Origin of the sequence: Micromonospora sp. NPDC047762, assembly GCF_043204655.1 — a bacterium.
Taxonomy (GTDB): Bacteria; Actinomycetota; Actinomycetes; order Mycobacteriales; family Micromonosporaceae; genus Micromonospora.
On the sequence record NZ_JBIDCQ010000011.1, the window covers coordinates 140,039 to 162,659 of the forward strand.

Sequence of the window (22,621 nt, forward strand, 5' to 3'; positions counted from 1 at the left end):
TGCCTACCAGGCGCGACCGAGCCACGTCCACTTCCGTACAGCGAGACCGCGGCGGCCATCAGCCTGATCAACGACCGCCTCGGCTCAGCACGCCTCGACTGGCTTCATGCCCGAAGCACTCGCTGACTGGCACGGCTCAATCCTTCTTCGGCACCTGATCCACCGCCTCGACCCAGAGCACCCATTCGTCGACCTCAACATCCACAACATCTGGGCATTGCTGGTCGCACGCATCCACAGCCTCCTCACCGATTTGAGCGAACCGGACACTGAGCCTGAGCCGCGGACCTCCGGCAGAGTCGAGCGGCAACCAGGCCCGATCCGCCCGCAGCGGACGGCGATAGTGCGGATCATGAAAGATAGGACGATGGCGAGACTCGAAACTCCACGACTCGTGCTGCGCCGTTGGCGCGATGACGACATCACGCCCATGACGGCGATCAACGCGGATCCGGACGTCATGCGCTGGATCGGCAACGGGACGCCTGCCGATCGAGAACGCACGGCGGCGGGAATCACCGGCTGCGAACGCGCCTGGGACGAACACGGGTTCGGGCTGTTCGCGGTCGAGGTCCGCCAGACCAGCGAACTGGCGGGTTTTGCCGGCTTGGCGATCCCAACCTTCCTGCCCGAGGTTATGCCCGCAGTCGAGATCGGTTGGCGGCTGGGTAGACCGTACTGGGGCCAAGGCTTCGCCACCGAAGCCGCCCACGCAGCGCTGCACTTCGCGTTCGTCGATCGAGAACTCGATCGGATCCTCAGCATCCACCAGATCGGCAACGACGCATCTGAACGTGTCATGCAGAAACTCGGAATGCGGCTGGACCGCGAAACCATCGACCCCTCCTGCAACCGCCCGACCCGCGTTTATGCGATCACCCGCGATGAGTACAACCGCACTCTCGCCATACCGGCCTGAGAGGGCACTCGACAGTTGTGAGGTGCCCCACAGGGTGCTCCAAGCATGGAGGCGAACCGGTGGCGTGGGTGGTGGCTACAGCCTTATTCATCCCCTCTTCCAAGCGAGAAGTTTGTTCGGCTGTCCGAGCCGTATCCTGATCTGCCGCGGACAACAAGCGGTCCCGCACGGCCGGCAGCCGCTCCAAGTGGCCCGCAACTGGCGGGGTTGCTGCGGGAACGGGGCGACCTCGACGAACGGAGGGCCGAGGCGCTAACGGATGGTGAAGGTCAGCGGGTTCGAGATGCCGATGCCGCCGTGGGAATCATGGACCCGCACGGTGAAGGTGGACGACGTGCCGGCCGACAGGGCCGTCTGGAACTGGTAGCGCTGTCCGCTGTTGGTCGGCGTCACGGCCAGCCGGGTTGCGCCGAGGTACAACTCCACCCGGCTGACGAGGTCCCCGGGGTCGGTGTCGGCGACGTCGGCGACCAGCGTGACGGTCGTCGGCTCGAGGAAGTAGGTCTGCCCGCCGGGGGTGCTCAACGCCACCGCCGGCGGGTGGTTGGTGCCGGTGGACGCCGGCGTCACGACCGTGACCAGCAACGGCGGCGCAGCGCCAGACAGCGACTGGTCGGTGCCGGCCGAGACGTACAGCACGAAGGTGGTGCTGGTGCCGGGCTCCCCGATCGGTGGTGTCCACAGCGCCTCGTACCGGTCACCGGTCGTCCTCACCCCCCGGGCCGCCGTGACGCCGTCCACCCGGAACGACACCGAGGTGATGCTGTGTCCGCCTCCCACGGTCGCGGTCGCCGCCAGCGGGATGGTTCCCGGCGTGGTGTACACCGCGCCGGCGGTCGGGCTGAGCCAGGTGACGATCGCCGGCCAGTCGGCGACCGGCGGTGTGGTCGTCCGGGTCGGCGTCACGCTGGGCAGGACGCCGCCGGTGCACGTGACGCCGTTGAGCGTGAACGACGCCGGTACGGGGTTGCTGCCCGACCAGGCGCCAACGAAACCGATGTTCGCGGAGCCATTGGTGCCAAGGGTCGCGTTCCAGCCCAGATTGGTCGCGCTGACCTGCTGGCCCGCCTGGGCCCAGGTGGCGCTCCAGGTTTGTGTGAGCCGCTGGTCGACTGCAGGGAACGCGAACCGCAGCGTCCACCCGTTGACTAGGTCACCCACGTTGGTGACCGCGATGTCGGCGTGGAAGCCACCGGTCCACTGGCTGGTGACGACGTAGTTCACCCGACACCCGGCCGCCGCGTTCGCCGCACTGGCGTGTGAGATCGCGGCCATCATCGCGACCATGGCAACAGCGATGGCGGCCACAGCAGTCAGCGACTTCCGCATGGCACACCTCGCCGTAAATAGTTAAACGTCTATGAATATGTCGACTGTCCTGCTGCTCCGCCTTCCTGTCAAGGCGCGCACGGCAGTCCTGCCGCCGGCAGGACAACGGACAGCCCGCCCATGGCTGATCGGTAGCGGCCACAGCGCCGAGCAGGCAGAAGAGTGGACAGCACAGCTTCCCGCCCGGACCGCGACTGACCGCCAGGTCCTGGACGACTTCGCGTCAATAATTCCTGCGCGCCGCGCTCTTCGAGCGCCTTTCGTATGAAGGATCACGGTGCTGCCGCCGCGCAGGCTAACACCGCAACGATGGCAGCATCCCTCGAGTCGACACGGACCTCCACCCCGATCATGAGGGCGGTTGGCCGTCGTTCCGGGGCGGCGTGGTAGCGGAATTCTTGAAGTGCTGCTCCATTTCGAAGCGTTCAGGCACCTCCATCATCGTGACGGGGCTGGTCACGGCGGTGGGGTGGGGGGGCAGGGATCGACGTAGGGCGAGGCTCCCGGCAAGACAGCAGTCGACCCAAGATCCGATGCTCCAACCGGAAGCCTCGCTATTGTCCTACCCTGCCGCGATTCCCCTGTCCGACCGCACCCTCATTTGCCTCGCTGACCTGATCCGCAACCACCGAAGGCAGGTAGAGAATCGCGCAGCGCCTGGCTGGCGGTTCAACAAGTTTGACCCGAGTACCAGGCGTTGGATACGGCGTTGGCGCCGCCGATGTCCCACGTTCCCGGGCCGATGCACCAGGTCCAGTCGTCGCGGGGCCACGTCGCGTCGACGTAGATGAGCACATGGGTGTTCCCGCAGTGGTTGTACCAGGCCGTTACCGCGTCTTCGTAGTAGCCGCAAACCTGCGCGGCGACGTCCTCGCTGCCGGGCTTGGCCTGCTCCGAAACCGCGGTGGTTTCGGGTTGGGACAGGCGGGAACTGGCACCCGGACTTGCCTGTGCCACGGTCCCGGACAGGGTGAGTGCGCCGAGGATCGCGGTCACTGCCGAGATCCGAAACGCCGTTCTGCACCACATTTTCACGATGGTCTCCTGTCAGCCGCCGCTGCGGCCTGGATGATGCTGCTGGCTGCATGAAGTGATCGATGTACTTCCTCGCGCTCCTTTCATCGCGAAAACACGCATCGATGCAACACGCTCAAGTGAACCTTCTTCCGTAAGCCGGATCAGATTCAACCCTGACTGAGCGGATTTCTTAAGATAAGAGTGCAGGCCGCAGCCAGGTTTGTCGTTACTGGTAAGCGCACAAGTCTTTAGTCTGCGCGTACTCCCGCGCACTGCTCGCGGAACTGGCGTGGCGAAAGACCGTAGGCGCTGCGGAACGCCTGGCTGAAGTGCGCCGGGCTGGTGAACCCCCACTGGGCGGCGATCGCGTGGATCGGGCGCGCGCCTAGTTGGGGGTTGGCGAGGTCGCGTCGGCACTGCTCCAGGCGACGCTCGCGGACCCAGCCGGCAACCGTGTGCCCTTCCTCGTGGAACAGCTTGTGCAGGTATCGCAACGAGATGTGATGCGCTGCGGCAATCGCGTCCGGTGTCAGGCGCGGATCGCCCAGATTCTCTCGGACGAAGGCGTGGATCTGAGCCATCAACGCTCGCCGTCGGGTGTGGGAGGGCACCGCGCTTTGGACGTCCAGCGCGTTGGCCAGTGCCGCTGTCAACACGTCAATGGTGAGGGTGGACAGCCGGGCGGCGTCCAACGGACTGAGTTCGTCCATGTGCCGGGCAAGGTGCAGCAGGAATTGTGAAGATAACGCGCCGATACCTTGGGCGCCAGGGATGCGAACTGCGCTCAGGCGCCGCAACTCCCAAGGGGGCAACGGCAGTAACAAGCGCGGGAAGCGCAGGAGCAGCAGCTGACTAACCGGCACATCCGGGGTGAATTCGGCCAGGTAGGGCCGGGAGGTGTCATACAGTATCAGGTCCCCCACGCCGAAATCTGTGCGCTGGCCGTCTTGCGTGATCATGCCGCCACCACGCACAAGGCAACCCAGCTTGAACACCTCGGGATCGGCCTGCCGAATGAGCTTGGGAGTGCGGTGGACCGAGTGCGGCATCGTGGTCATTAATGTCGCCTGCACGGGACCGAACTCGCTAATTCCGACCTGAGCCCGAAATCCGAGCTCCCGCTGCGATTCACAGCGTAAATCGTAGGGCACCCAGAGCTTCGAGTTTACCTCGCGCCAAAAGGCGAACCCGTCTTCAACCGGGACCTCGCTGGTGCTGACTACGTCCATGACTCACCTTCGCACTGTCGCTGCAGGGGTCAGATCACGATAGCTTGGCGTCGATATAGCGGCGTTGCGAGGATATGGCGCGGGTCAGGCATTGAGGGCTTTTCATCGTGATGGGCCTGGTCGCGATGGGTGGCAGGCAGCGTGTGTCGACATAGGACGAGGCTCCCGGTAAGACAGCAGTCGACCAAGGTCCGATGCCCCAACCGGGAGCCTCGCTGTGCTGTCTTACCCGTCTGCGGTCGCGCTGTCCAGCCGCACTATGAACCACCTGGCCGACCTCATCCGCGCCGAACGCACCCGCCGCCGCGACCGGTGGCGACGACCATGTCGAACCCCTCGCCGCCGGTGTGCCTTTCGACGTATTCCTCAACCTTGCTCGTGGTGTAGTCGATCGGCACGGCGCCCAGGCTCTCGATCACCCGCATGCTCGTCGGCCCACCCGTGGCGTATGCCTCGGCGCCGCGCGCCTGGGCAAGCTGCACGCCCACGTATCCCACAGCGCCGACACCGCCGTGCACAGGACCTTCTGCCCGGCGCGGACTCCGGCCCGGTCGACCAGCCCCTCCCAAGAGGTGACCGCCGCCAAGGGCAACACGGCGGCCTCCCGCATCGAGAGTGCGTTCGGCTTGCGGGCCAGCAGCCGGGCGTCCACGGCGGCGTACTCGGCCAGCGAGCCCTGGAGACTTCACGTGGACGCTATCCGACCAGATCGACGGCGGGGCAGGTTCCTCGGACCGCGACGTCGCCGCGACGGGCGCACCGCGCACGGGTCAGTCGTCTTCGGCACCGTCGAGCAGCGCGCGCCGCAGCGCCAAACGGTGCTCGCGGCGGATCTCCGCTTCCCGGTACCGCCGCCGGTCACCGTCGGTCTCCGGTAGCAGCGGCGGCACCGTACGAGGCTGGCCGTCGTCGTCGATGGCGACCATGACCAGGTGGGCGGTGGCCACGTCGGTGGGCGGCACCGCCCGGTCCCACCGGTCGGCGGTCACCTTGACGGCGACCTCCATCGAGCTGCGGCCGGCCCAGGTGATCCGGGCGTCGACGTGCACGACGTCGCCGACCCGCACCGCGCGCAGGAACGCGGTCTCGTCGATCGCGGCGGTGACCGCCGGCCCATCCGAGTGCCGGGCGGCGACCACCCCGGCCACCGAGTCGATGAGGTTGAGGATCCGGCCGCCGTGGACCGTACCCATCAGGTTGGTGTGGTGCTGGTCCATGATCTGCGACAGGGTCAGGTGCGACGCCGACGGCGCTCGGCCGGCGATCGTGGTGGTGTCGTGCACAGCGGTAGTCCGTCCCTCGGGAAACCACACCGCCGGAACACGGGCACACGCTGACGAGGACACACCGGCGCACGCCGCCCCGGCACGTCACCCGCTCAGCCCACCCGCGAGGCCGACGGCAGCGCACACGGTCGTGTACGCGGCGCGGGCAGGTCTTCGGACTCGCGGGCCCGACCGGCTCCACGCCGGTCCCCTACTGGCCGTCGCTTCCCAGGCCACTGGCCCAGTGCTGATGACGGCGGTCGTTCCCACTCACCGCTGCGGGGCAGCCCCGGATTCCCACCGGGTTCCCTCTTACGACGCCCGGCCAGCTCACGACCGGGCGAACCAGCGCCACCGGGAGCATAGCTGGCCAGGGGCGACGGCCCCTCAGCCCGGCCGACCACCCGGGAGGTGTTCGGCTTTAGCCATGTGAGGAAAAAGTTCGTCACCTCTTGTAAAAAGTCTCCGCCCAGTGAGGATATTCAGATGCGTCGTCACCCTCAGATTCCTGGGCGGGTGGTCTCGGGCCTCCTCGCGCTCCTCCTCGCCTCGGCGGTCGCTCTCCTCGCGTCCGCCCAGCCCGCCGTAGCTCACGGGACCCTCGCGATGTCCACGCCGGCGGGTGGCGCCACTGTGCGCGAGCCGTTGACGTCGGTGCAGCTGTTCTTCACCGAGAAGGCCGCTGCCAACGCGTTCTTCACGATCACCGCGCCGGGTGGCATCCGGGTCGACAATGGCTGGTCGTACGGGGAGCCGAAGCCGTTGGACAAGCCGGTGCGCGAGTACTTCCTGGTCAACGGCCAGTTCGAGCCACGCGAGTACACGACCGGGTTCCCCGCGACGGTGGCGGTCGCGCACCTGCCGGCCAAGGGTCAGTACTCGGTGAGCTACCTGTCGGTCGCCTCGGACGGCGACCCCGTGCGCGGCACCTTGACCTTCCGCTACGACGGGCCGGTGACGGCGGCGCCCAAGGGGTGGAGCCCGTCGTCGACCCAGCCAGATCCGGCGCTGTTGGCCACCGCCGAGCAGCACGGGTCGTCCGGGCAGGCGTCGGCGGTGCCGACAGTCGCGGCCGAGACGGCGGCTGCGCCGTCCGCGGCAGCGGCTGCGCCGACCGGATCGACTGACGAGAGCGGCCCCGGAGCGGTCGCGTGGGTCGGCCTGGCGGTGGTCGCCGTGGCGGCCGCGGCGGCCGGATTCGTCGTCTGGCGTCGGCGGACGACCCCCACCGGCAGAGCCACCGGCCGGGGCCGTACCGCGTCGGCGACATCCGCTCGACGCGGCGCCGGCACCCGTCCCGGGACCAGGACCGCCGGCACCAGGATCGCCAGCGCCAAGGCCACCGGTGCCAAGGGCGCCGGTGGCAAGCCCGCCGTTGCCAGGACCGGCGGCGGCAGAGCGGCCGGTGGCAGGACCGACGCAGACAGGAGCGTCGCGGCGACCGGCAGCGGTACGCAGACCCCGGACGGTAAGCGGCGACCCAACGCCGTGCCGGCCGCGCGCAAGGACACCGCCGTCGTCGTGGCTCGGACGGGCGTCGCTGTCGATCCAACTCCGACCGGTGAGGACGCGAAAGCCCCCGCCACGACGGACAGTCGACCGCCCGTCGACTCCGGGACATCGCCCGACCCGGATCTCGCCACGGCGACGCCCGGATCCCGGCTGAGCAACACCAGCCTGGCACTGTTCGTCGGTACCCTGGTGCTGGCCCTGCTCGGCGGCTTCGGATTGGCGCGCATCAGCGGCAACGAGGGCCCGGCCGCCAACAACGCCCGGCAACCGGCGGGCGGTCCGCCCGCCTCCGGCCCGGCCGGGTCCGCGGCCGACGGACACCAACACCCGGCGGGCACCGGACCGCACACCCACCGGGGTGATGGCGGAACGGGCGAGACGCTGGCCACCGGGACGACCGTCAGCGCCGGCGGGTACACGCTGCAACCGCTGGAACGAACCCAACCCGCCGGGGTACGCGCCGACTACCGCTTCCGCATCGTCGGCACCGACCGGCAGCCGGCGACCCGCTTCGCGGTCGTCCACGACAAGCCGTTGCACATGATCGTCGTGGGCCGTGACCTGACCGGCTACCAGCACCTGCACCCGACGATGGCACCCGACGGCACCTGGAGCGTCCCCATGACGCTGGCCCGACCCGGCGGCTACCGCGTCTACGCCGACTTCTCCGTCACCACTGCCAACGGCACGCCGCTGCCGCTCGTGCTGGGCGTCGACCACACAGTGCCCGGCGCGCACACCCCGACCGCGCTGCCGCCGGCACAGGCGCGGGCGACGGCTGGTCCGTACACGGTGTCGATGACCGGCACCCCGACGGTGGGTGTGACGGCGCCGATCCACTTCCAGGTCGCCAGCGCCGACACGGCAACGCCCGCGCAGCTGGAGCGATACCTTGCCGCGTACGGGCACCTGGTGGTGGTTCGCGAGGGTGACCTCGGCTACGTGCACGTGCACCCCGAGCCGGAGCTGGTCGACGGGACTGTGAAGTTCTGGCTGACCGCGCCGAGTTCAGGCCGGTACCGGGCCTTCTTCGACTTCCAGGTCGCCGGCAAGGTGCACACCGGGGAGTTCACGATCAACGTTCCCTGAGCCCGGAACTTTCTCCCTGCTGCGGCCGACCAACCTCCCAGCAGCAACCATCGGAGGAAGAACACATGCGCGCCACCAGCCCGAACGTTTCACGCCGCCGCTCGGCCGCGATCCTCGCCGCCGCGATCCTGGCGGTGGGCGCCGCCGGGTGCGGGTCGTCCGACTCTCCGTCGACCGCGCAGGCGGGCCCGTCCGCGTCGGCCCCGGCCAACCCGGACGCTGGTGTGCTCGGCATTCGTGACCCGTGGGTGAAGGCGGCCGACAAGGGCATGACAGCGGCCTTCGGGACCCTGGTCAACGACGGCGACAGCGATGTCACGGTGACCGGTGCCACGAACCCCCTGTCACCGATGGAGCTGCACGAGATGACCATGAAGGACGGCAAGATGGTCATGCAGGCCAAGCAGGGTGGCATCGTGATCAAGGCCAAGAGCACGCACGCGCTGGAGCCGGGCGGCGACCACCTCATGCTGATGAACCTCACCAAGCCCGTTCAGGCCGGCGACGAGTTGGCCTTCACGCTGACCTTCGCCGACGGCAGGACCCAGCAGTTCAGCGCCGTGGCCAAGCCGTTCACCGGCGCGCAGGAGAGCTACGCCCCCGGGCACGGTCAGCCCATGCCCGGCGTGAGCGCCACGCCGGAGATGAGCATGAGCCCGTCATCGTGACGCAGACGCCACCCGTCCGGCCGGTGAGCAGGCGCGGCCTGCTCACCGGCGGTGCCCTGGCTGCCGGAGGGGCCCTGGCCGGCGGTGCCGCCATCGCCACGACCCGTACCGGCGGCGGGCAACCACCGGCCGCCGCCGACACCACGCCGGTGGCGAGCGTCGGCGGCCTGGTCGAGCCGTTCCATGGCGCCCGGCAGGCAGGGGTGTCCACCGAACCGCAGGCGCACGCGTCGTTCGTGGCGCTCACCCTGCGGGCCGGCACCGACCGGGCCGCGCTGGGCCGGATGTTGCGGTTGCTCACCGACGACGCTGCCCGGCTCACCCAGGGCCGACCCGCGTTGGCCGACACCGAGGCCGAACTCGGGCTGCTGCCGGCACGGTTGACAGTGACCTTCGGCTTCGGGCCTGGCCTCTACCGGGCGGCCGGCGTCGACGACCGCCGGCCGGCATCGGTCACCGAACTGCCGTCGTTCCGCATCGACCGACTTCAGCCGGCCTGGTCCGGCGGTGACCTGCTGCTGCAGATCTGCGCGGACGACGCGATCTCCGTCGCCCACGCCCAGCGGGTCCTGGTCAAGGACAGCCGCCCGTTCGCGACAGTGCGGTGGGTCCAGCAGGGCTTCCGGCGCAGCCCCGGTGTCGAGCCGGGCGGACACACCCAACGCAACCTGTTCGGTCAGCTCGACGGCACCGCCAACCCCAAACCCGGCGCGCCCATGGACACCGCGCTCTGGGTCGCGGAGGGCCCGGCGTGGCTGCGCGACAGCACCACACTGGTGCTCCGGCGGATCAGCATGAACATGGAAACCTGGGACCTGCTCGGCCGGACCGACCGCGAACTCGCCGTCGGACGACGGCTCGACACCGGCGCCCCGCTCACCGGGACCGCCGAACACGACGAACCCGACTTCGCTGCCACCAACGCCGACGGCCTCACCGTCATCCCCGACTTCTCGCACATGACCCGCGCCCACGTCACCGACGACCGGTTGAGGATTCTGCGCCGGCCCTACAACTACGACGGGGTGCCGACGGCGGAGGGCCACGCGGACAGCGGCTTGATCTTCGCCTCGTACCAGGCCGACATCGGAAGGCAGTTCCTGCCCATCCAGCGCCGGCTGGCCGACCGGGACCTGCTCAACGAGTGGACCACGCCGATCGGCTCCGCTGTCTTCGCCATCCCGCCCGGATGTCGTCCCGGCGGTTGGATCGGCGAGCAGGTGCTCGGATGAGCGTGCCGCCGTCCCGTCCCGCAGCCGTCCGACTCAGCGCGGCGGTGCTCGCCGTCCTCGTGGCGGTGCTCATCCCGGCCAGCCCGGCCTGGGCGCACAACTCGCTCCGAACGGCCACGCCAGCTCGGGACGCGACACTGCCGAGCGCACCGACCGAGGTCACGCTCGAATTCATGCAGCGACTCGACCCCGCGTTCACCACCATCGTGCTCACCGACGCCGCCAAGCGGAAGCTTCCCACCGGCGAACCGGTCGTCACCGGTGCGAAGAGCACCATCCAGGTGACCGACACCCTGCCGAACGGGACATACACGGTCGCCTACCGGGTCGTCTCCGTCGACGGGCACCCGGTTCAGGGGTCGTACCCGTTCATGGTGGCCGATCCCTCGTCCAGCGCCGCGCCAGTTGTCGCCGTCAGCGCGTCAGCGCCCGCCGCCGCCGCGGCGGCGGCGTCCGGCGGCGGTCCGAGCGCCGGTGTCCTCACTGCGGCTGCCGCGCTGGTTCTCCTCGTCCTGGTGGCGGCTGGGCTGCTGTGGCGACGGGCAGCCCGACGCTGATCCGACCCGCCCCGTGCGGTCGGCGCGCCTCATCACCTCATCAGCAAGGTCGACAGATGTCCCACACAGAACCACGGCAGTTCGTCGGCGACGATCCGAGCGGTGTCCGCACCGCCGCCACCGCCTCATTGACCCCGACCGGTCCAGTCCTGTCCGCCGCCCGAGACAAGGGTTCCACGGGGTCCGGCTGGTTGGTAACCGTCGTCGCCGTCGCCTCGGGGGCCATCCTGTTGGTGCTCGGACTCCGGGTCGGGGGTGCGTTCACGGCCGCGATTCCGGGTCTCCCCGACGCGGGGCCGATCACGACCCAGGCGCTACCAGTTCTCCGGCTGCTGTCCGACGGTCTGGCCACCGTCACCGTCGGCATGCTGGTGACCTCCGCGTTCCTGCTGCCGGGCGACGGACCCAGCGTCTCGCCGCACGGCTACCTGCTGCTGCGGCGGGCCGGTGTCGCCGCGTTCGGTTGGTCGGTGACGGCGCTGTCTCTGCTGGCGCTGACCGCCTCGGACCTGCTCGGCCAACCACTGACGACGCTCGGGCCCGCGACCGTCGTCAGTTTCGCCACCACCATCTCGCAGGGCCAGTCCCTCATGCTGCAGGCCGGACTGGCCCTGGCAGTGGCACTGCTGGCCCGAATCGGGGTGTCCCGTGGCCTCGCCGCGACCGTCGCGGTACTGGCCCTGGTGGCGGTGCTTCCCCCGGCCTTCACCGGGCACTCCGCCGGGGCCGGCAACCACCAGATCGCCGTCAGCAGCCTGGCCCTGCACATCCTCGCCGCCGCGGTGTGGGTCGGCGCCCTCATCGCCCTGCTGGTGGTACGGCGCAGTCGGCTGCTGGCCGACGCCGCCGCTCGGTACAGTCGCCTCGCCCTGGGCTGTTTCGTCGCCGTGTCGGTCAGCGGGGCGGCCAACGCCGCGGTTCGCCTCGGCTCGGTCGACCAGCTCTGGCACTCCCGCTACGGCTGGTTGGTGCTCGGCAAGCTCGTCGCCCTGCTGATCCTCGGCGCGCTCGGCGCGATTCACCGCTCCCGCACGCTGCCGGCGTTGCGTGCCGGACGGCGACGGGCGTTCGGCCGGCTGGCCGCCGGTGAGCTGATCGTGTTCGCCGCCACCGTGGGGCTGGCGGTGGCGCTCTCCCGCAGCCCCACCCCGGTCGCCGAGGCGGGCACCGACGCCGACCCGATCACCGAGCTGCTCGGCTTCCCGATGCCCACCGCACCCACTGCGGGACATCTGCTCGGGCAACCGCTGCCGGACATGTTCTTCCTGACCCTCTGTGCTCTCGGCATCGGCGGGTACCTGGCCGGAGTACGCCGGATGCACATCGCCGGGCACCACTGGCCGCTCGCCCGGACGGCGAGTTGGCTGGGTGGGTTGCTCCTGTTGGCGGCGGCCACCAACCTCGGTGTCGCCCGCTACGCGTACGTGTTGTTCAGCGCGCACATGGCCCAGCACATGGTGTTGTCGATGCTGGTGCCGATCCTGCTGGTCGGCGGCGCACCGGTCACCCTCGCCCTCCGCACCCTGCGTCGACCGGCCGACCCGGGGGTGCGCGGTGCCCGGGAGTGGTTGCTGATCGCGGTGCACAGCCGGCCCACGAGGCTGCTCACCCATCCGCTCGTCGCGCTGGGCGTCTACACCGCCAGCCTGTTCGGCCTGTACTTCAGCGACCTGCTCGGCGTGCTGATGCGCTCCCACCTCGGTCACCTCGCGATGCTCACCCACTTCGTGGTCGCGGGCTACCTGTTGTTCTGGGTGCTCATCGGGGTCGACCCGGGCCGTCGACGCCTCCCCCATCCCGTGCTGGTGGTCATCCACCTGGCGTCGATGATGGCGCACGGCTTCTTCGGCCTGGTCCTCATGCAGACGACCACCGTCATCGCCCCCGACTGGTACCTCGCTGTGCACCCCACCTGGGCGTCGTCGCTGCTCTCCGATCAGCAGCTCGGCGCCGGCATCGCCTGGGCGTTCGGCGAGCTGCCCGCCGTCGTCGTCATGATCGTCCTGATTCGTCAGTGGATTCGCGCCGACCAGCGTGAACAGGGCCGCCTCGACCGGGCCGCCGACCGGGCCGACGCCACCGGCGCGGAGGACGACCTCGCCCGCTACAACGCGTTTCTCGCCGCGGCCGGACGTCCCGACATCGATCCGCGCCGCACGGCCCGGCCGGACCAGCCCTGACATCGAGGACCGATCTTCGGGAACCGCCGGCGTCTTCCCCCCGACTACCAGTCAGGGCCGATGCGACACCTCACCGGGCGACCAGACCAGTACGGGAAACACCTTCGTGCTTCCCGACTCTTCCGATCGGATCACCATGTCTCTGACTGAATTGTCCGGCACCCCGCAGCCGGAGCCCGCCACCACCGCCGAGAAACCGGCCCGAGCCGCCCGGCGCACGTCGCCGTTCGGCGCGCTGCTGCTGCGGCTGCACTTCTACGCCGGCATCCTCGTCGCCCCGTTCCTGGTGGTCGCCGCACTGACCGGCCTGGCCTACACCGTCACCCCGCAACTCGACACGATCCTCTACGGCGACCAGCTGAAGGTCGCCCAGGTGGGTGACCGGCAACTGCCGCTGGCCGAGCAGATCGGGGCCGCGCGCAACGCGCACCCGGACGGCAGCATCACCACAGTGCAACCCGGCGCCGGCGACCAGACCACCACTGTGGTGTTCTCCCTGCCCGAGCTCGGCGAGAACCAGCACACCGTCTACATCAACCCGTACACCGGTGAGTCCCAGGGGCAGCTCACCACCTGGTTCGGGTCCACGCCGATCACCACCTGGCTGGACGACCTGCACCGCCACCTGCACCTGGGAACGGTGGGCGAGCACTACTCCGAGCTGGCTGCGAGTTGGCTGTGGGTGATAGCGCTCGGTGGGGTCGTCCTCTGGTGGCGGCGACGTGGCGTCGCCCGGGCCGCCGCCCGGCACCTGTTCGTGCCGGACCTGTCCACGGGTAAGGGTGTCCGCCGCACCCGAGGGTGGCACGCCACCACCGGCATCTGGCTCACCGTCGGTCTCCTCTTCCTCTCCGTCACCGGCCTGACCTGGTCCCGATACGCCGGCGCGAACTTCGCCGCCGGTCTCGACGCGCTCAGTGCCCGCACTCCGGAGATCTCCACCAGTCTCACCGCCGGCCCCACCGCCCCTGCCGAGACCGGCGGCGGTCACGAGCACGGTGCCGCCGGGGCGGGCGGGATCGTCGAGTCGGCGGCCTTCGATCGGGTCCTGACCGTCGCTCGCGGCGCGGGCCTCTCCGGTCCGGTTGAGATCAGTCCCGCGCCGGAGCCGGGCTCCGCCTGGACCGTCACGCAGGTCGACAACACCTGGCCGGTCAAGAAGGACCGCATCGCCGTCGACCCGGCCTCCGACACGGTCACCGCCCGCAGCGACTTCGCCGACTGGCCCCTGCTGGCCAAACTGAGCGGCCTCGGCATCCAGGCCCACATGGGGATCCTCTTCGGCCTGGTCAACCAGATCCTGCTCGCCGCGCTCGCCCTCGGCCTGCTCTGCGTCATCTTCTGGGGCTACCGCATGTGGTGGCAACGCCGGCCCACCCGCGCCGACCGCCGTGCGATCGCCGGCACCCCACCGGCGCGCGGCGGCGTACGCGGCCTGCCGCTCTGGGCGCTGCTGATCGGCGTACCGGTGACGGTGGCGATCGGCTGGGCGCTGCCCCTGTTCGGGCTCACAGTGCTCGCCTTCCTTCTCATCGACGTGGTGGTGGGTGCGGTGTCTCGACGCCGACGACCTGCCGCGGCTCCCACCTCCCCGGCACCCGCGGGGAGCTGATTCACCGTCCGGCCGTCCGTCCTCGGACGGACGGCCGGACGGTTCGCTCAGATCACAACCTGTTTGGTGTTCGGCAGGCTGTCCACCATCGACTTCTGCACGTTGATCGTGTCCGCGATGATCTCGTGGGGCGTGTTCGCCATCCACTGCATCACCGAGATGTCCTCGAACCGGGGATGGCGGAACATCTCCAGGAACACCAGTGGCTCGTCGCCGGTGTTCTCGATGTAGTGGCCGTACGCGAAGGGAACGTAACCCACGTCGCCGGCCTGGAAGTCGAACGTCCGGGCGGCGGCCTGCGAGGCGAAGACGCCCATCCGTCCGGTGCCGGAGATGTAGTACTGCCACTCGTCGGTGGTGGGATGCCAGTGCAACTCGCGCATCCCTCCCGGCTCGACCTCCACCAGTGCCGCGGCGGTGGTCACGGAGGCGGCGAAGTTCGTCGAGTCGGTGATCCGGACGGTACCCCCGCGGAACCGCTGCGGGGTCTGCGCGAGCATCCGGTGCTTGAAGCTCCGGGGGATGTCACCGGTCGGGCTGACCACCCGGTCCTGTTGCAGGGGCGGCGGGACATCACCTTGGAAGATGTACTTCTCCCGCTCGGGCAGGTTCTCCATCTGTTCCAGCGTCCAACCGAAGTTCTTCGCCAGGACGTGCCGAGGGGTGTGTGCGAAGAAGTCGCTGAGCAGGAACGTGTTGTTCTCCGAGAACGCCCCGTCGTTGAAGACCAGCAGGAACTGTGCGCCGTCCTCCAGCGCCTGGATGTTGTGCGGTACGCCCTGCGGAAAGAACCACAGATCGCCGGCCTTCACGTCCTCGATGAAGTTGCGTCCCTCGTGGTCGACGGCGCTGATCCGGCAACTGCCGCTGATCATGTACGCCCACTCCGACTGCTGGTGCCAGTGGATCTCCCGGTATCCGCCCGGCTCCAAGCCGAACTGGACACCAGCCAACTGCGTGGCGATCGGGAGGTCGCGGCTGGTGACCTCCCGGGTCCAGCCGCCCTTCTCCACCCGGGTGTGCGCCTGCGAAAAGGAGAACTTGAGGTTGGGCACCAACCGGCTGTCGGTCGTCGGCGGCACCACCAGATCAGGATTCTGCCGCTCAAGCTCGACGTTACGGCCGGCAAGGGGCGCGGCACCCTGATCGCCGCGCCGCGGCTGGGGATCGCTGTTCGCCATGATCGCTGTCTCCTCAGTCGGGTTGGATCGGATTGGGTGCGGGAAGGGATCCGCCCCGCAGCCGTAGCCGGGACGCGACCCCCGGCAGGGCACGAAGTCCGGGCCAGCCGTACTGGACCGTGATCGCGACCGGAATCGCCGCGGCGGTCGCCATCAGCACCAGACGGGTCCACGCCGGAGCGTGACCACCCGCCCCGGTGCCGGCGTAGAGGACGAACATCAGCAGTACGACCCGGAGCCGACGCAGACCGGGAAGTTCGGTGAGCTGGGCCATGACTCGATGATTGGCGCCGAACACTGTCCGACGCATCACGTGATCGCGCCATTGCCGCCAGTCAGATCCCGGACGGCGCCGGCCATTCCACCCAATCGAGCTGGTTCGTCGATCTGGTCGCCCCTGCCTGACGCCATGGCTAGGCTCGGTCGCAGGACGGCCTTTCGACGCGCCTGGTAACAACCGGGGAGAACGCCATTGTCCGAATCACCCTTCAACGCCGGGACGCTTCCGGTCGACGACATCGCCACCGACGCCGAACAACGACGGCACCGGCTGTTCGCCACGGCGGACCAGCTCCGGCTGGGCGGGCGCGGGATGGAGGCGCTGCACGTCCTGGCGGCGGAGATCGCCACGAGTCGCAGCGGCGAGCGCCACCGCGCCCTCCTGCTCGGGCGCCTGGCGCAGATCGTGGCACTGGAGCAGCCGGCCATCGCCCTCGCCGGTCTGCGGGAGGCGTTGCACCTCCGACTGGACGCCCCCAGCCGCAGCACGGTGCTCGCCCTGGTCGCCACGATCGCGGCCCGCACGGGACATCCGGACACCGATGCCCTGCTGCGCGACGCGGGTACCGCGCACGCCGCGTCGGGTGATCAGGCGTCCGCTCGCCATCTCGCCCTCGGCCGGGCCGCCCGCTCACTCGCGCACGGCGATCTGCCGGGCGCCCAGGCCGTGCTGGCGGCCCTCGACCCGGACTCCTGGGCGGCACGCGCCGACGCCGCGTCCATCCGCGCGGAACGCATCCTCGTGCAGCTCGGTCTGGGTCGGCATCAGGACGCGCAGGCCGCGACCTGTCAGCCGCCCGAGGCGACCGACGTCTCACTCACCGGGCTGACCGCGCTGGACTGCCTGCGCATGGTGGCCGTGGGAGAGCTACCCGAGGCGGCTGCGCTGGCCGTCACGACGCTCAGCTCCGGTTCGACGAACCTCAGCAGGGAGGTGCGTGCCCTGTTGGTCGCGGTGATCGGCGAGGTCCGCTACCGCCGTGGCGAACACGACGACGCCCGCGCCATCCTCCGCGCCTGCCTGGCCGAGGACCGGTGGCCCGACCGTACGATGTGGACATTTGCGTTCTGTGTGGCGGTGCGCGATGCCACCCTCAGCACTCCGGCGGGCCTGCTCAACAGGGTCGTCACCGACCTGCACCGGTCGGTCCGGCCGCTCCTGCCCGTGCCGCATTTCGGCCCCCGCCTGGTACGCGCGGCGATGGCCGCCGGCGATACCCAGGCCGCGGGTCGCGTCACCGAACTGGTGGAGCTGGTGTCCACCCGTACGCCGGTGCCGCTGTGGCGAGCGCTGGCCGACCAGAGCCGAGGGTTGCGCGACGGTGACGCCGGCGCGCTCCGGTCGGCGGTCGACCAACTGCGCACCACCGCCGCCCGGCCGGCGCTGGCCGACGCGTTGCTGGACCTCGCGAACTGCCCTCGGACGCGGTCCGGAGAAGCGGGCGATGCCGCGCAGGAGGCGGCTGCCCTGTACGCCCGGATCGGTGCCCCAGGCGACCAGGCGATCGCGGACCAGCGCTGCGCCGCCCTCGCCGCCACCCCGCGGCACCGGCCCTCGATGGACGAGCTGCCGAGCCGGGGCATCGACGCGCTCACCCCCGCGGAGGAGCGGGTCGCCGAGATGCTCGCCACCGGTGCCACGAAGAAGGAGGCGGCCAGGATCCTCTTCGTCTCCTTCCACACCGTGGACACCCAACTTCGCTCTATTTACCACAAGCTGGGCATTCGCAATCGGATGCAGTTGGCGCGGGCCTGGGAACGCGCCGGACGATAACCAGCCGATGAGCCGGCTCCCCCGCCGTCACTTCTCGCTGTCGAGCAGGCCCATCATGGCGGTCGCGTACCGCTGGCCGGAGGCTGCGCCGGCCGGGACGGCCCGCTCGATCTCGTCCACCGCGTCCTGGTCGAGCACCACGTCGACAGCGGCCAGCGACTCGGTCAGCCGGTCCCGCCGCCGCGCCCCGACCAACGGCACGATGTCTTCGCCCTGTGCCGCGACCCAGGAGATCGCCACCTGACCGGTGGTCACCCCGAGCCGCTGTGCGACCCGGCCGAGCGCGTCCACCAGGCGGAGGTTGGCGGCCAGGTTCTCGCCCTGGAACCGTGGGCTGTTCGCCCGGAAGTCCGTGCCGGTCAGCTCACGCTCCGCCGACCAGTGGCCGCTGAGCAGACCTCGGGACAGCACCCCGTAGGCGGTCAGCCCGATGCCCAGCTCGCGCAGCGCCGGCAGGATGGTGGCCTCCGGGCCCCGGGAGAGCAGCGAATACTCGATCTGGACGTCGCTGATCGGTGCCACCGCCGCGGCCCGACGGATGCTGTCGGCACCCACCTCGGAGAGCCCGATGTGCCGGATGTAGCCGGCCTGCTGCATCTCCAACAGCGCACCGACGGTCTCCTCGACCGGTACCTGCGGGTTCAGCCGCGACGGCCGGTAGATGTCGATGTGATCGGTGCCCAACCGTCGCAGCGAGTACGCCAGCCGGTCCTTCACCGCCGCCGCCGACACGTCGTACGGTGCCGCCTGGAAGCCGCCGTCGGGTGTCCGGCGTGCGCCGAACTTCACGCTGAGCACCACCTCGTCCCGGCGACGCTCCCGCAGCACCCGGCCGATCAGCATCTCGTTGTGACCCGAACCGTAGAAGTCGGCGGTGTCGATCAGGTTCACGCCGGCATCGATCGCGGCGTGCAGCGTCGCGACGCTCTCCGCCTCGTCGGCCGGCCCGTACAGGTCGGACATGCCCATCGCGCCGAGCCCGATGATCGACACCTCCGGACCGGAGGCACCCAACCGTCGCCGTCGTAGACCCATCATGTCCCTCGTCTCCTTCGGTCGTCCTCGGTGCCTGGTGGCGTCCAGGGACCGCTGTGTACGCTGTGTCCATATAACCAACAAGTAGACAGCGTGTCCATATAACCGGGAGGACCAGTGGCCGAGCTCACGCCGGATGCCCAGCCGCCAGCACGCCGTGGTCGCGGCCGCCGGCCCACCGACCAGGTACGAGCGGAGATCCTCACGGCCGCCGGTGAACTCCTGCTGGCCGAGGGCATGGCCGGCTTCACCATCGAGAAGGTCGCCGCCCTCGCCGGGGCCAGCCGGATGACGATCTACAAGTGGTGGCCCTCCAAGGGCGCGCTCGCCCTGGACGGCTACTTCACGGTCGTCGCGCCCACGTTGGCGTTCCCGGACTCCGGCGACATCGTGGCCGACCTGACCGACCAACTCGTCGCCTTCGTCCACCTGGTGCGCGACACCACCGCCGGACGGGTCATCAGCCAACTCATCGGGCAGGCGCAGACCGACCCGGAACTGGCCGCCGCCTACCGCGAGCGCTACTCCGCCCCCCGCCGGGCTCTTGCCGTCGAAACCCTCAACCGGGCCATGACCCGGGGGCAGCTGCGCGCCGACATCGACCCCGAATCGGTTGTCGACCAGCTCTGGGGGGCCTGCTACCACCGGCTTCTCATCGCGGACCTGCCGCTCACCGAGGACTTCGCCCGCACCCTGGTCGACAACCTCATCCGCGGACTGCGCTGACCGGCAACCGGTCCGGCCACCACAGGCCAGGGACCGGCAGGGCCGCACAGGCGACCACCCGGCCAAACATGAAGATCATGTTCAATCGGTGCTAACGTCATTGCTCGATGCTCCAGCGATCGTCAGTCTCGCCCGGCCGACACCGCAACCTGAGGTGAGGATGCCCCTCCACTTCGACCTGCTCGGGCCGCTGACAGCGTCGCGGGACGGCCGGCCGGTCCCCCTCGGGTCGACGAAACAGCAGCTGGTGCTGGCCGCTCTGCTGCTACGCCCGGGTGAGGCGATCTCCGCCAACGAGCTGATGACGATGGTGTGGGGCGACCAGCCGCCCGCCTCGGCCGCCGCGAACCTGCGCACCTATCTGCGAGGGCTGCGCCAGGCACTCGACTGCGCAGCGGACGAGCGCCGCCGAATCCTCACCACACCGGGCGGCTACCTGCTTCGCGTCGAAGCGGACGAGCGGGATGTGGACCGGTTCGACGCGGCGGCGGCGCGCGGACGGGCAGCGCTGGCCGCAGGCGACCCGGCGGCGGCGCAGCCGGAGCTGGCCCGCGCGCTGGGCATGTGGCGGGGGTCGGCCTTCGCCGGGCTGCCGCTGCCCCGGCTCCTCGCCGGCCGGGTCGCGCGGATCACCGAGCGGCGTCTGCTGACCGAGGAGGACCACGCCGCAGCGCGGCTCGCGCTCGGCGAGGCCGCCCAGGCGATCCCCCGGTTGAGGGCACTGCTCGACCGTCACCCACTGCGGCAACGGGCCTGGTCCCAACTCATGACCGGCCTCTACCAGATCGGCGACATCGCCGGGGCGCTGGCAGCCTTCCAGCAGGCCAGGCGCGCGCTGGCCGAGGAGACCGGGATGGACCCCGGCCCCGAGCTGACCCGGTTGCACGACGACATCCTGCATCACCGCCTCGGCCAGCGGACCGCGACGACCGGGCCGGTCGACGACACGTCGACCCGCGCGGCACCGGGCCGCCCTCGGCAACTGCCACTTGCCCTGCCCGGCTTCGTCGGGCGCAGCGCCGAACTCGACCTCCTCGACGCGACCCTCGGCGCCCGACCCGCACAACAGACCACCGTGGACATCGTCACCATCAGCGGCATGGCCGGCGTGGGCAAGACGACGCTCGCGCTGCACTGGGCCCACCGGGCCGCCGACCGCTTTCCCGACGGCCAGTTGTACGTCAACCTCCGAGGCTACGACGACGCGGACGCCGTATCCCCCGCCGATGCCCTGGTCGACTTCCTGGAGGCGCTCGGCGTACCTGTCGGCCGTATCCCCAGCAGCGTCGACGCTCGGGCCGGGCTGTACCGCAGCCTGCTCGCCTCGCGTCGGATGCTCGTCGTCCTCGACAACTCGCGCGACGCCGACCAGGTGCGCCCGCTGCTGCCCGGCGTGGGTCGGTGTGCGGTCCTGGTGACCAGCCGCGACCAACTCAGCAGCCTCGCCGTGGCCGAGGGCGCCCGACCGTTGACGCTGGAGGTGCTGAGCACCGCCGAGTCGACGCGGCTGCTCCGCAGCCGACTCGGTGACGTCCGGGTGGCGGCGGAACCGGCGGCGACCAGCGAGGTGATCGAATCGACAGGACGCCTCCCGCTCGCCCTGTCCATCGTGGCAGCCCGGCTGACCGCCCGGTCCACCTTCCCGATCGACGCCGTCGCGGCCCAACTCCGCCAGTCCGAGTCCCGCCTCGAGCAGCTGGCCGACGGGGACGTCCGCCGGATCTTCTCCTGGTCCTACCGGGCGCTGAGCGCCGAGGCGGCCCGCCTGCTGCGCCTGCTGGGCCTGCACCCGGGCCCCGACCTGACCGGAGACGCCGCCGCCGCGCTGCTCGGCCGCCCCCGGGCGGCGGTCGCCCCGCTACTGAAGGAGCTGACCCGGCTGCACCTGCTGACCGAGCACCTACCCGAGCGGTACGCCCTGCACGACCTGCTCCGGTCGTACGCCGCCGAACTGGCCCAGGCATCCGACCTGGCCGAGGAGCGACAGGTCGCCGCGCGCCGGATGCACGACCACTACCTGCACAGCGCGCACCCCGGCGCGGTGCTGCTCCAGCCGACCTGGACACCCATCGAGCTGGAACCACCGATGCCGGCGAACGTGCACGTGCCGATGCCCGATCGGGTCGTCGCGGCGGCCTGGTTCCACGCCGAGCACCCCGTCCTGCTGCGGGTGTTACGTCAGGCCGCGGAGACCGGCTTCGAGCGGTACGCCTGCCAGCTCGCCTGGGCTCTGGCCGCGTACCTCGCGCCCAGAGGCATGTTCCAGGAACAGCTCGCAGCCCAGCAGGCGGCACTCGCGGCAGCGCGGCGGATCGGCGACGTCCGGGCGCAGGCGCAGGCCAGCCGGATGCTCGCCCGCGCGCTCATGCGGCTCGGCGACCAGCACGCGGCCGAGCACCACGTTCAGCGGGCGCTGGAACTGTACGAACAGCTTGAGGACCTGGACAGCCTGGCGCTGATCCTGCGCCAGTACACCGAGCACTGCACCCAGTACGGCCGGTTGGACGAGGCGCTCAAGCACAGCGCCGAGGCGCTGCGGGTGTCGCAGCTCATCGGCAACCGGTACGCGGAGGCGCGCGCGCTGAACGTCAAGGGTTACCTGCACGCCCTGATCGGTGACTACCAGCAGGCCGTCGTCGACTGCGCCGAGGCGCTGGCCCAACAGGAGGCGATCGACGATCGCGTCGGGCAGGCCGCGACGTTGGACAGTCTGGGCTTCGCGTACCACCGGCTCGGTGACCCGGCCAGAGCTGCGGTCTGTTACGAGCAGTCCGTCCAACGCTTCCAGGAATCGGCCAACCGGTATCACGAAGGGCTGACCCTCGTCCGGCTCGGCGAGGCGCGCGAGGCGATGGCGGACCCTCCGGCCGCTGCCGAGGCATGGCTGCGGGCCATCCGGATCTACGACGACCTGGGCGACCCCGCCGCCGACGTGGTGCGGCAACTGCTGGTACGCGTCGCGCCCGGCCACTCCCGCCCGGTGACCCCGCCCGAGTGAGACCACCGGCTACAGCGGC

Annotated in this window: 18 protein-coding genes, 2 pseudogenes and 1 riboswitch; of the genes and pseudogenes, 12 read left to right on the forward strand and 8 right to left on the reverse strand. The window is 70.2% G+C overall.

Features of this window, described 5'->3' with window-relative positions; translation table 11 throughout:
• Window positions 1-103: 103 nt before the first annotated feature.
• Both ACGF3C_RS28955 and ACGF3C_RS28960 read left to right on the forward strand, forming a co-directional pair.
• Window positions 104-232, forward strand: a pseudogene (locus ACGF3C_RS28955) (transcriptional regulator); the annotation flags it as partial.
• Between the two features lie 135 nt (window positions 233-367).
• Window positions 368-919: a GNAT family N-acetyltransferase gene (locus ACGF3C_RS28960; RefSeq protein WP_393226922.1), complete on the forward strand. Its 552-nt coding sequence runs from the start codon at window positions 368-370 to the stop codon at window positions 917-919.
• Between the two features lie 252 nt (window positions 920-1,171).
• Here the strand turns inward: ACGF3C_RS28960 and ACGF3C_RS28965 are convergent, their stop codons facing one another.
• The 3 genes from ACGF3C_RS28965 to ACGF3C_RS28975 all read right to left on the reverse strand — a co-directional run bounded on the left by ACGF3C_RS28965 (window position 1,172) and on the right by ACGF3C_RS28975 (window position 4,494).
• Window positions 1,172-2,248, reverse strand: coding sequence for a cellulose binding domain-containing protein (locus tag ACGF3C_RS28965; protein ID WP_393226833.1), 1,077 nt, complete (start codon window positions 2,246-2,248; stop codon window positions 1,172-1,174).
• A gap of 669 nt (window positions 2,249-2,917) precedes the next feature.
• Complete coding sequence (locus tag ACGF3C_RS28970) at window positions 2,918-3,244, reverse strand: DUF6355 family natural product biosynthesis protein (RefSeq protein ID WP_355006211.1); 327 nt, start codon at window positions 3,242-3,244, stop codon at window positions 2,918-2,920.
• A 269-nt stretch (window positions 3,245-3,513) separates the two neighbouring features.
• On the reverse strand, window positions 3,514-4,494 hold the full coding sequence (locus ACGF3C_RS28975; RefSeq protein ID WP_393226835.1) for a helix-turn-helix domain-containing protein: 981 nt from the start codon (window positions 4,492-4,494) through the stop codon (window positions 3,514-3,516).
• A gap of 217 nt (window positions 4,495-4,711) precedes the next feature.
• Here ACGF3C_RS28975 and ACGF3C_RS28980 point away from each other — a divergent pair.
• Window positions 4,712-4,816: pseudogene (locus tag ACGF3C_RS28980) on the forward strand (IS5/IS1182 family transposase); the annotation flags it as partial.
• Here ACGF3C_RS28980 and ACGF3C_RS28985 read toward each other — a convergent pair.
• Window positions 4,773-4,982, reverse strand: a complete 210-nt coding sequence (locus ACGF3C_RS28985; RefSeq protein WP_393226837.1) for a hypothetical protein — start codon at window positions 4,980-4,982, stop codon at window positions 4,773-4,775. The pseudogene ACGF3C_RS28980 and the gene ACGF3C_RS28985 sit on opposite strands and share 44 nt — an antisense overlap.
• A 282-nt stretch (window positions 4,983-5,264) precedes the next feature.
• Window positions 5,265-5,711 carry an acyl-CoA thioesterase gene (locus tag ACGF3C_RS28990; RefSeq protein ID WP_393226924.1) on the reverse strand — a complete coding sequence of 149 codons (447 nt, stop codon included), beginning with the start codon at window positions 5,709-5,711 and terminating at the stop codon, window positions 5,265-5,267.
• A 195-nt stretch (window positions 5,712-5,906) separates the two neighbouring features.
• Window positions 5,907-6,124: riboswitch (cobalamin riboswitch) on the reverse strand.
• A gap of 121 nt (window positions 6,125-6,245) precedes the next feature.
• On the opposite strand from ACGF3C_RS28990, the gene ACGF3C_RS28995 reads away from it, so the two are divergent.
• The 6 genes from ACGF3C_RS28995 (at window position 6,246) to ACGF3C_RS29020 (ending at window position 14,609) form a co-directional block, all read left to right on the forward strand.
• Window positions 6,246-8,360 (forward strand): copper resistance protein CopC, encoded by a 2,115-nt coding sequence (locus tag ACGF3C_RS28995; RefSeq protein WP_393226839.1) that lies wholly within the window; start codon window positions 6,246-6,248, stop codon window positions 8,358-8,360.
• A 65-nt stretch (window positions 8,361-8,425) separates the two neighbouring features.
• Window positions 8,426-9,028: a copper chaperone PCu(A)C gene (locus tag ACGF3C_RS29000; RefSeq protein WP_357234575.1), complete on the forward strand. Its 603-nt coding sequence runs from the start codon at window positions 8,426-8,428 to the stop codon at window positions 9,026-9,028.
• 23 nt (window positions 9,029-9,051) lie between these two features.
• The gene (locus ACGF3C_RS29005; RefSeq protein ID WP_393226926.1) at window positions 9,052-10,260 is read left to right on the forward strand and encodes a Dyp-type peroxidase; all 1,209 of its coding nucleotides are present in this window, start codon (window positions 9,052-9,054) and stop codon (window positions 10,258-10,260) included.
• Window positions 10,257-10,817: a copper resistance protein CopC gene (locus ACGF3C_RS29010; RefSeq protein WP_393226841.1), complete on the forward strand. Its 561-nt coding sequence runs from the start codon at window positions 10,257-10,259 to the stop codon at window positions 10,815-10,817. Before ACGF3C_RS29005 ends, ACGF3C_RS29010 begins: the two co-directional genes overlap by 4 nt.
• Window positions 10,818-10,873: 56 nt before the next feature.
• Window positions 10,874-12,997, forward strand: a complete 2,124-nt coding sequence (locus ACGF3C_RS29015; RefSeq protein WP_357233095.1) for a cytochrome c oxidase assembly protein — start codon at window positions 10,874-10,876, stop codon at window positions 12,995-12,997.
• Between the two features lie 136 nt (window positions 12,998-13,133).
• Entirely contained in the window at window positions 13,134-14,609 is a 1,476-nt protein-coding gene (locus tag ACGF3C_RS29020) for a PepSY-associated TM helix domain-containing protein (RefSeq protein ID WP_393226843.1), read from the forward strand.
• Between the two features lie 47 nt (window positions 14,610-14,656).
• Here ACGF3C_RS29020 and ACGF3C_RS29025 read toward each other — a convergent pair whose 3' ends face one another.
• Together ACGF3C_RS29025 and ACGF3C_RS29030 are read right to left on the reverse strand one after the other, a co-directional pair.
• Window positions 14,657-15,790 carry a cupin domain-containing protein gene (locus tag ACGF3C_RS29025; protein WP_357233023.1) on the reverse strand — a complete coding sequence of 378 codons (1,134 nt, stop codon included), beginning with the start codon at window positions 15,788-15,790 and terminating at the stop codon, window positions 14,657-14,659.
• 13 nt (window positions 15,791-15,803) lie between these two features.
• The gene (locus tag ACGF3C_RS29030) at window positions 15,804-16,064 is read right to left on the reverse strand and encodes a hypothetical protein (RefSeq protein WP_393226845.1); all 261 of its coding nucleotides are present in this window, start codon (window positions 16,062-16,064) and stop codon (window positions 15,804-15,806) included.
• 198 nt (window positions 16,065-16,262) lie between these two features.
• Here ACGF3C_RS29030 and ACGF3C_RS29035 point away from each other — a divergent pair, with 198 nt between their 5' ends.
• Window positions 16,263-17,843 (forward strand): response regulator transcription factor, encoded by a 1,581-nt coding sequence (locus tag ACGF3C_RS29035; protein WP_393226847.1) that lies wholly within the window; start codon window positions 16,263-16,265, stop codon window positions 17,841-17,843.
• Window positions 17,844-17,870: 27 nt separating this feature from the next.
• Here ACGF3C_RS29035 and ACGF3C_RS29040 read toward each other — a convergent pair whose 3' ends face one another.
• The gene (locus ACGF3C_RS29040) at window positions 17,871-18,881 is read right to left on the reverse strand and encodes an aldo/keto reductase (protein WP_393226849.1); all 1,011 of its coding nucleotides are present in this window, start codon (window positions 18,879-18,881) and stop codon (window positions 17,871-17,873) included.
• Between the two features lie 114 nt (window positions 18,882-18,995).
• Between ACGF3C_RS29040 and ACGF3C_RS29045 the strand changes: the two genes are divergently transcribed.
• Both ACGF3C_RS29045 and ACGF3C_RS29050 read left to right on the forward strand, forming a co-directional pair.
• Window positions 18,996-19,604 (forward strand): TetR/AcrR family transcriptional regulator, encoded by a 609-nt coding sequence (locus ACGF3C_RS29045; protein ID WP_393226851.1) that lies wholly within the window; start codon window positions 18,996-18,998, stop codon window positions 19,602-19,604.
• Window positions 19,605-19,764: 160 nt separating this feature from the next.
• Window positions 19,765-22,602, forward strand: a complete 2,838-nt coding sequence (locus ACGF3C_RS29050) for a BTAD domain-containing putative transcriptional regulator (RefSeq protein WP_393226853.1) — start codon at window positions 19,765-19,767, stop codon at window positions 22,600-22,602.
• The last annotated feature ends 19 nt before the right edge of the window (window positions 22,603-22,621 follow it).

What these genes read in the sequence shown, in the direction of transcription:
- ACGF3C_RS28960 (WP_393226922.1), top strand. Translation starts at nt 368, where the DNA reads ATGGCGAGACTCGAAACTCCACGACTCGTGCTGCGCCGTTGGCGCGAT.
- ACGF3C_RS28965 (WP_393226833.1), bottom strand. Translation starts at nt 2,248, where the DNA reads ATGCGGAAGTCGCTGACTGCTGTGGCCGCCATCGCTGTTGCCATGGTC.
- ACGF3C_RS28975 (WP_393226835.1), bottom strand. Translation starts at nt 4,494, where the DNA reads ATGGACGTAGTCAGCACCAGCGAGGTCCCGGTTGAAGACGGGTTCGCC.
- ACGF3C_RS28990 (WP_393226924.1), bottom strand. Translation starts at nt 5,711, where the DNA reads ATGGACCAGCACCACACCAACCTGATGGGTACGGTCCACGGCGGCCGG.
- ACGF3C_RS28995 (WP_393226839.1), top strand. Translation starts at nt 6,246, where the DNA reads ATGCGTCGTCACCCTCAGATTCCTGGGCGGGTGGTCTCGGGCCTCCTC.
- ACGF3C_RS29000 (WP_357234575.1), top strand. Translation starts at nt 8,426, where the DNA reads ATGCGCGCCACCAGCCCGAACGTTTCACGCCGCCGCTCGGCCGCGATC.
- ACGF3C_RS29010 (WP_393226841.1), top strand. Translation starts at nt 10,257, where the DNA reads ATGAGCGTGCCGCCGTCCCGTCCCGCAGCCGTCCGACTCAGCGCGGCG.
- ACGF3C_RS29015 (WP_357233095.1), top strand. Translation starts at nt 10,874, where the DNA reads ATGTCCCACACAGAACCACGGCAGTTCGTCGGCGACGATCCGAGCGGT.
- ACGF3C_RS29020 (WP_393226843.1), top strand. Translation starts at nt 13,134, where the DNA reads ATGTCTCTGACTGAATTGTCCGGCACCCCGCAGCCGGAGCCCGCCACC.
- ACGF3C_RS29025 (WP_357233023.1), bottom strand. Translation starts at nt 15,790, where the DNA reads ATGGCGAACAGCGATCCCCAGCCGCGGCGCGGCGATCAGGGTGCCGCG.
- ACGF3C_RS29030 (WP_393226845.1), bottom strand. Translation starts at nt 16,064, where the DNA reads ATGGCCCAGCTCACCGAACTTCCCGGTCTGCGTCGGCTCCGGGTCGTA.
- ACGF3C_RS29040 (WP_393226849.1), bottom strand. Translation starts at nt 18,881, where the DNA reads ATGATGGGTCTACGACGGCGACGGTTGGGTGCCTCCGGTCCGGAGGTG.
- ACGF3C_RS29050 (WP_393226853.1), top strand. Translation starts at nt 19,765, where the DNA reads ATGCCCCTCCACTTCGACCTGCTCGGGCCGCTGACAGCGTCGCGGGAC.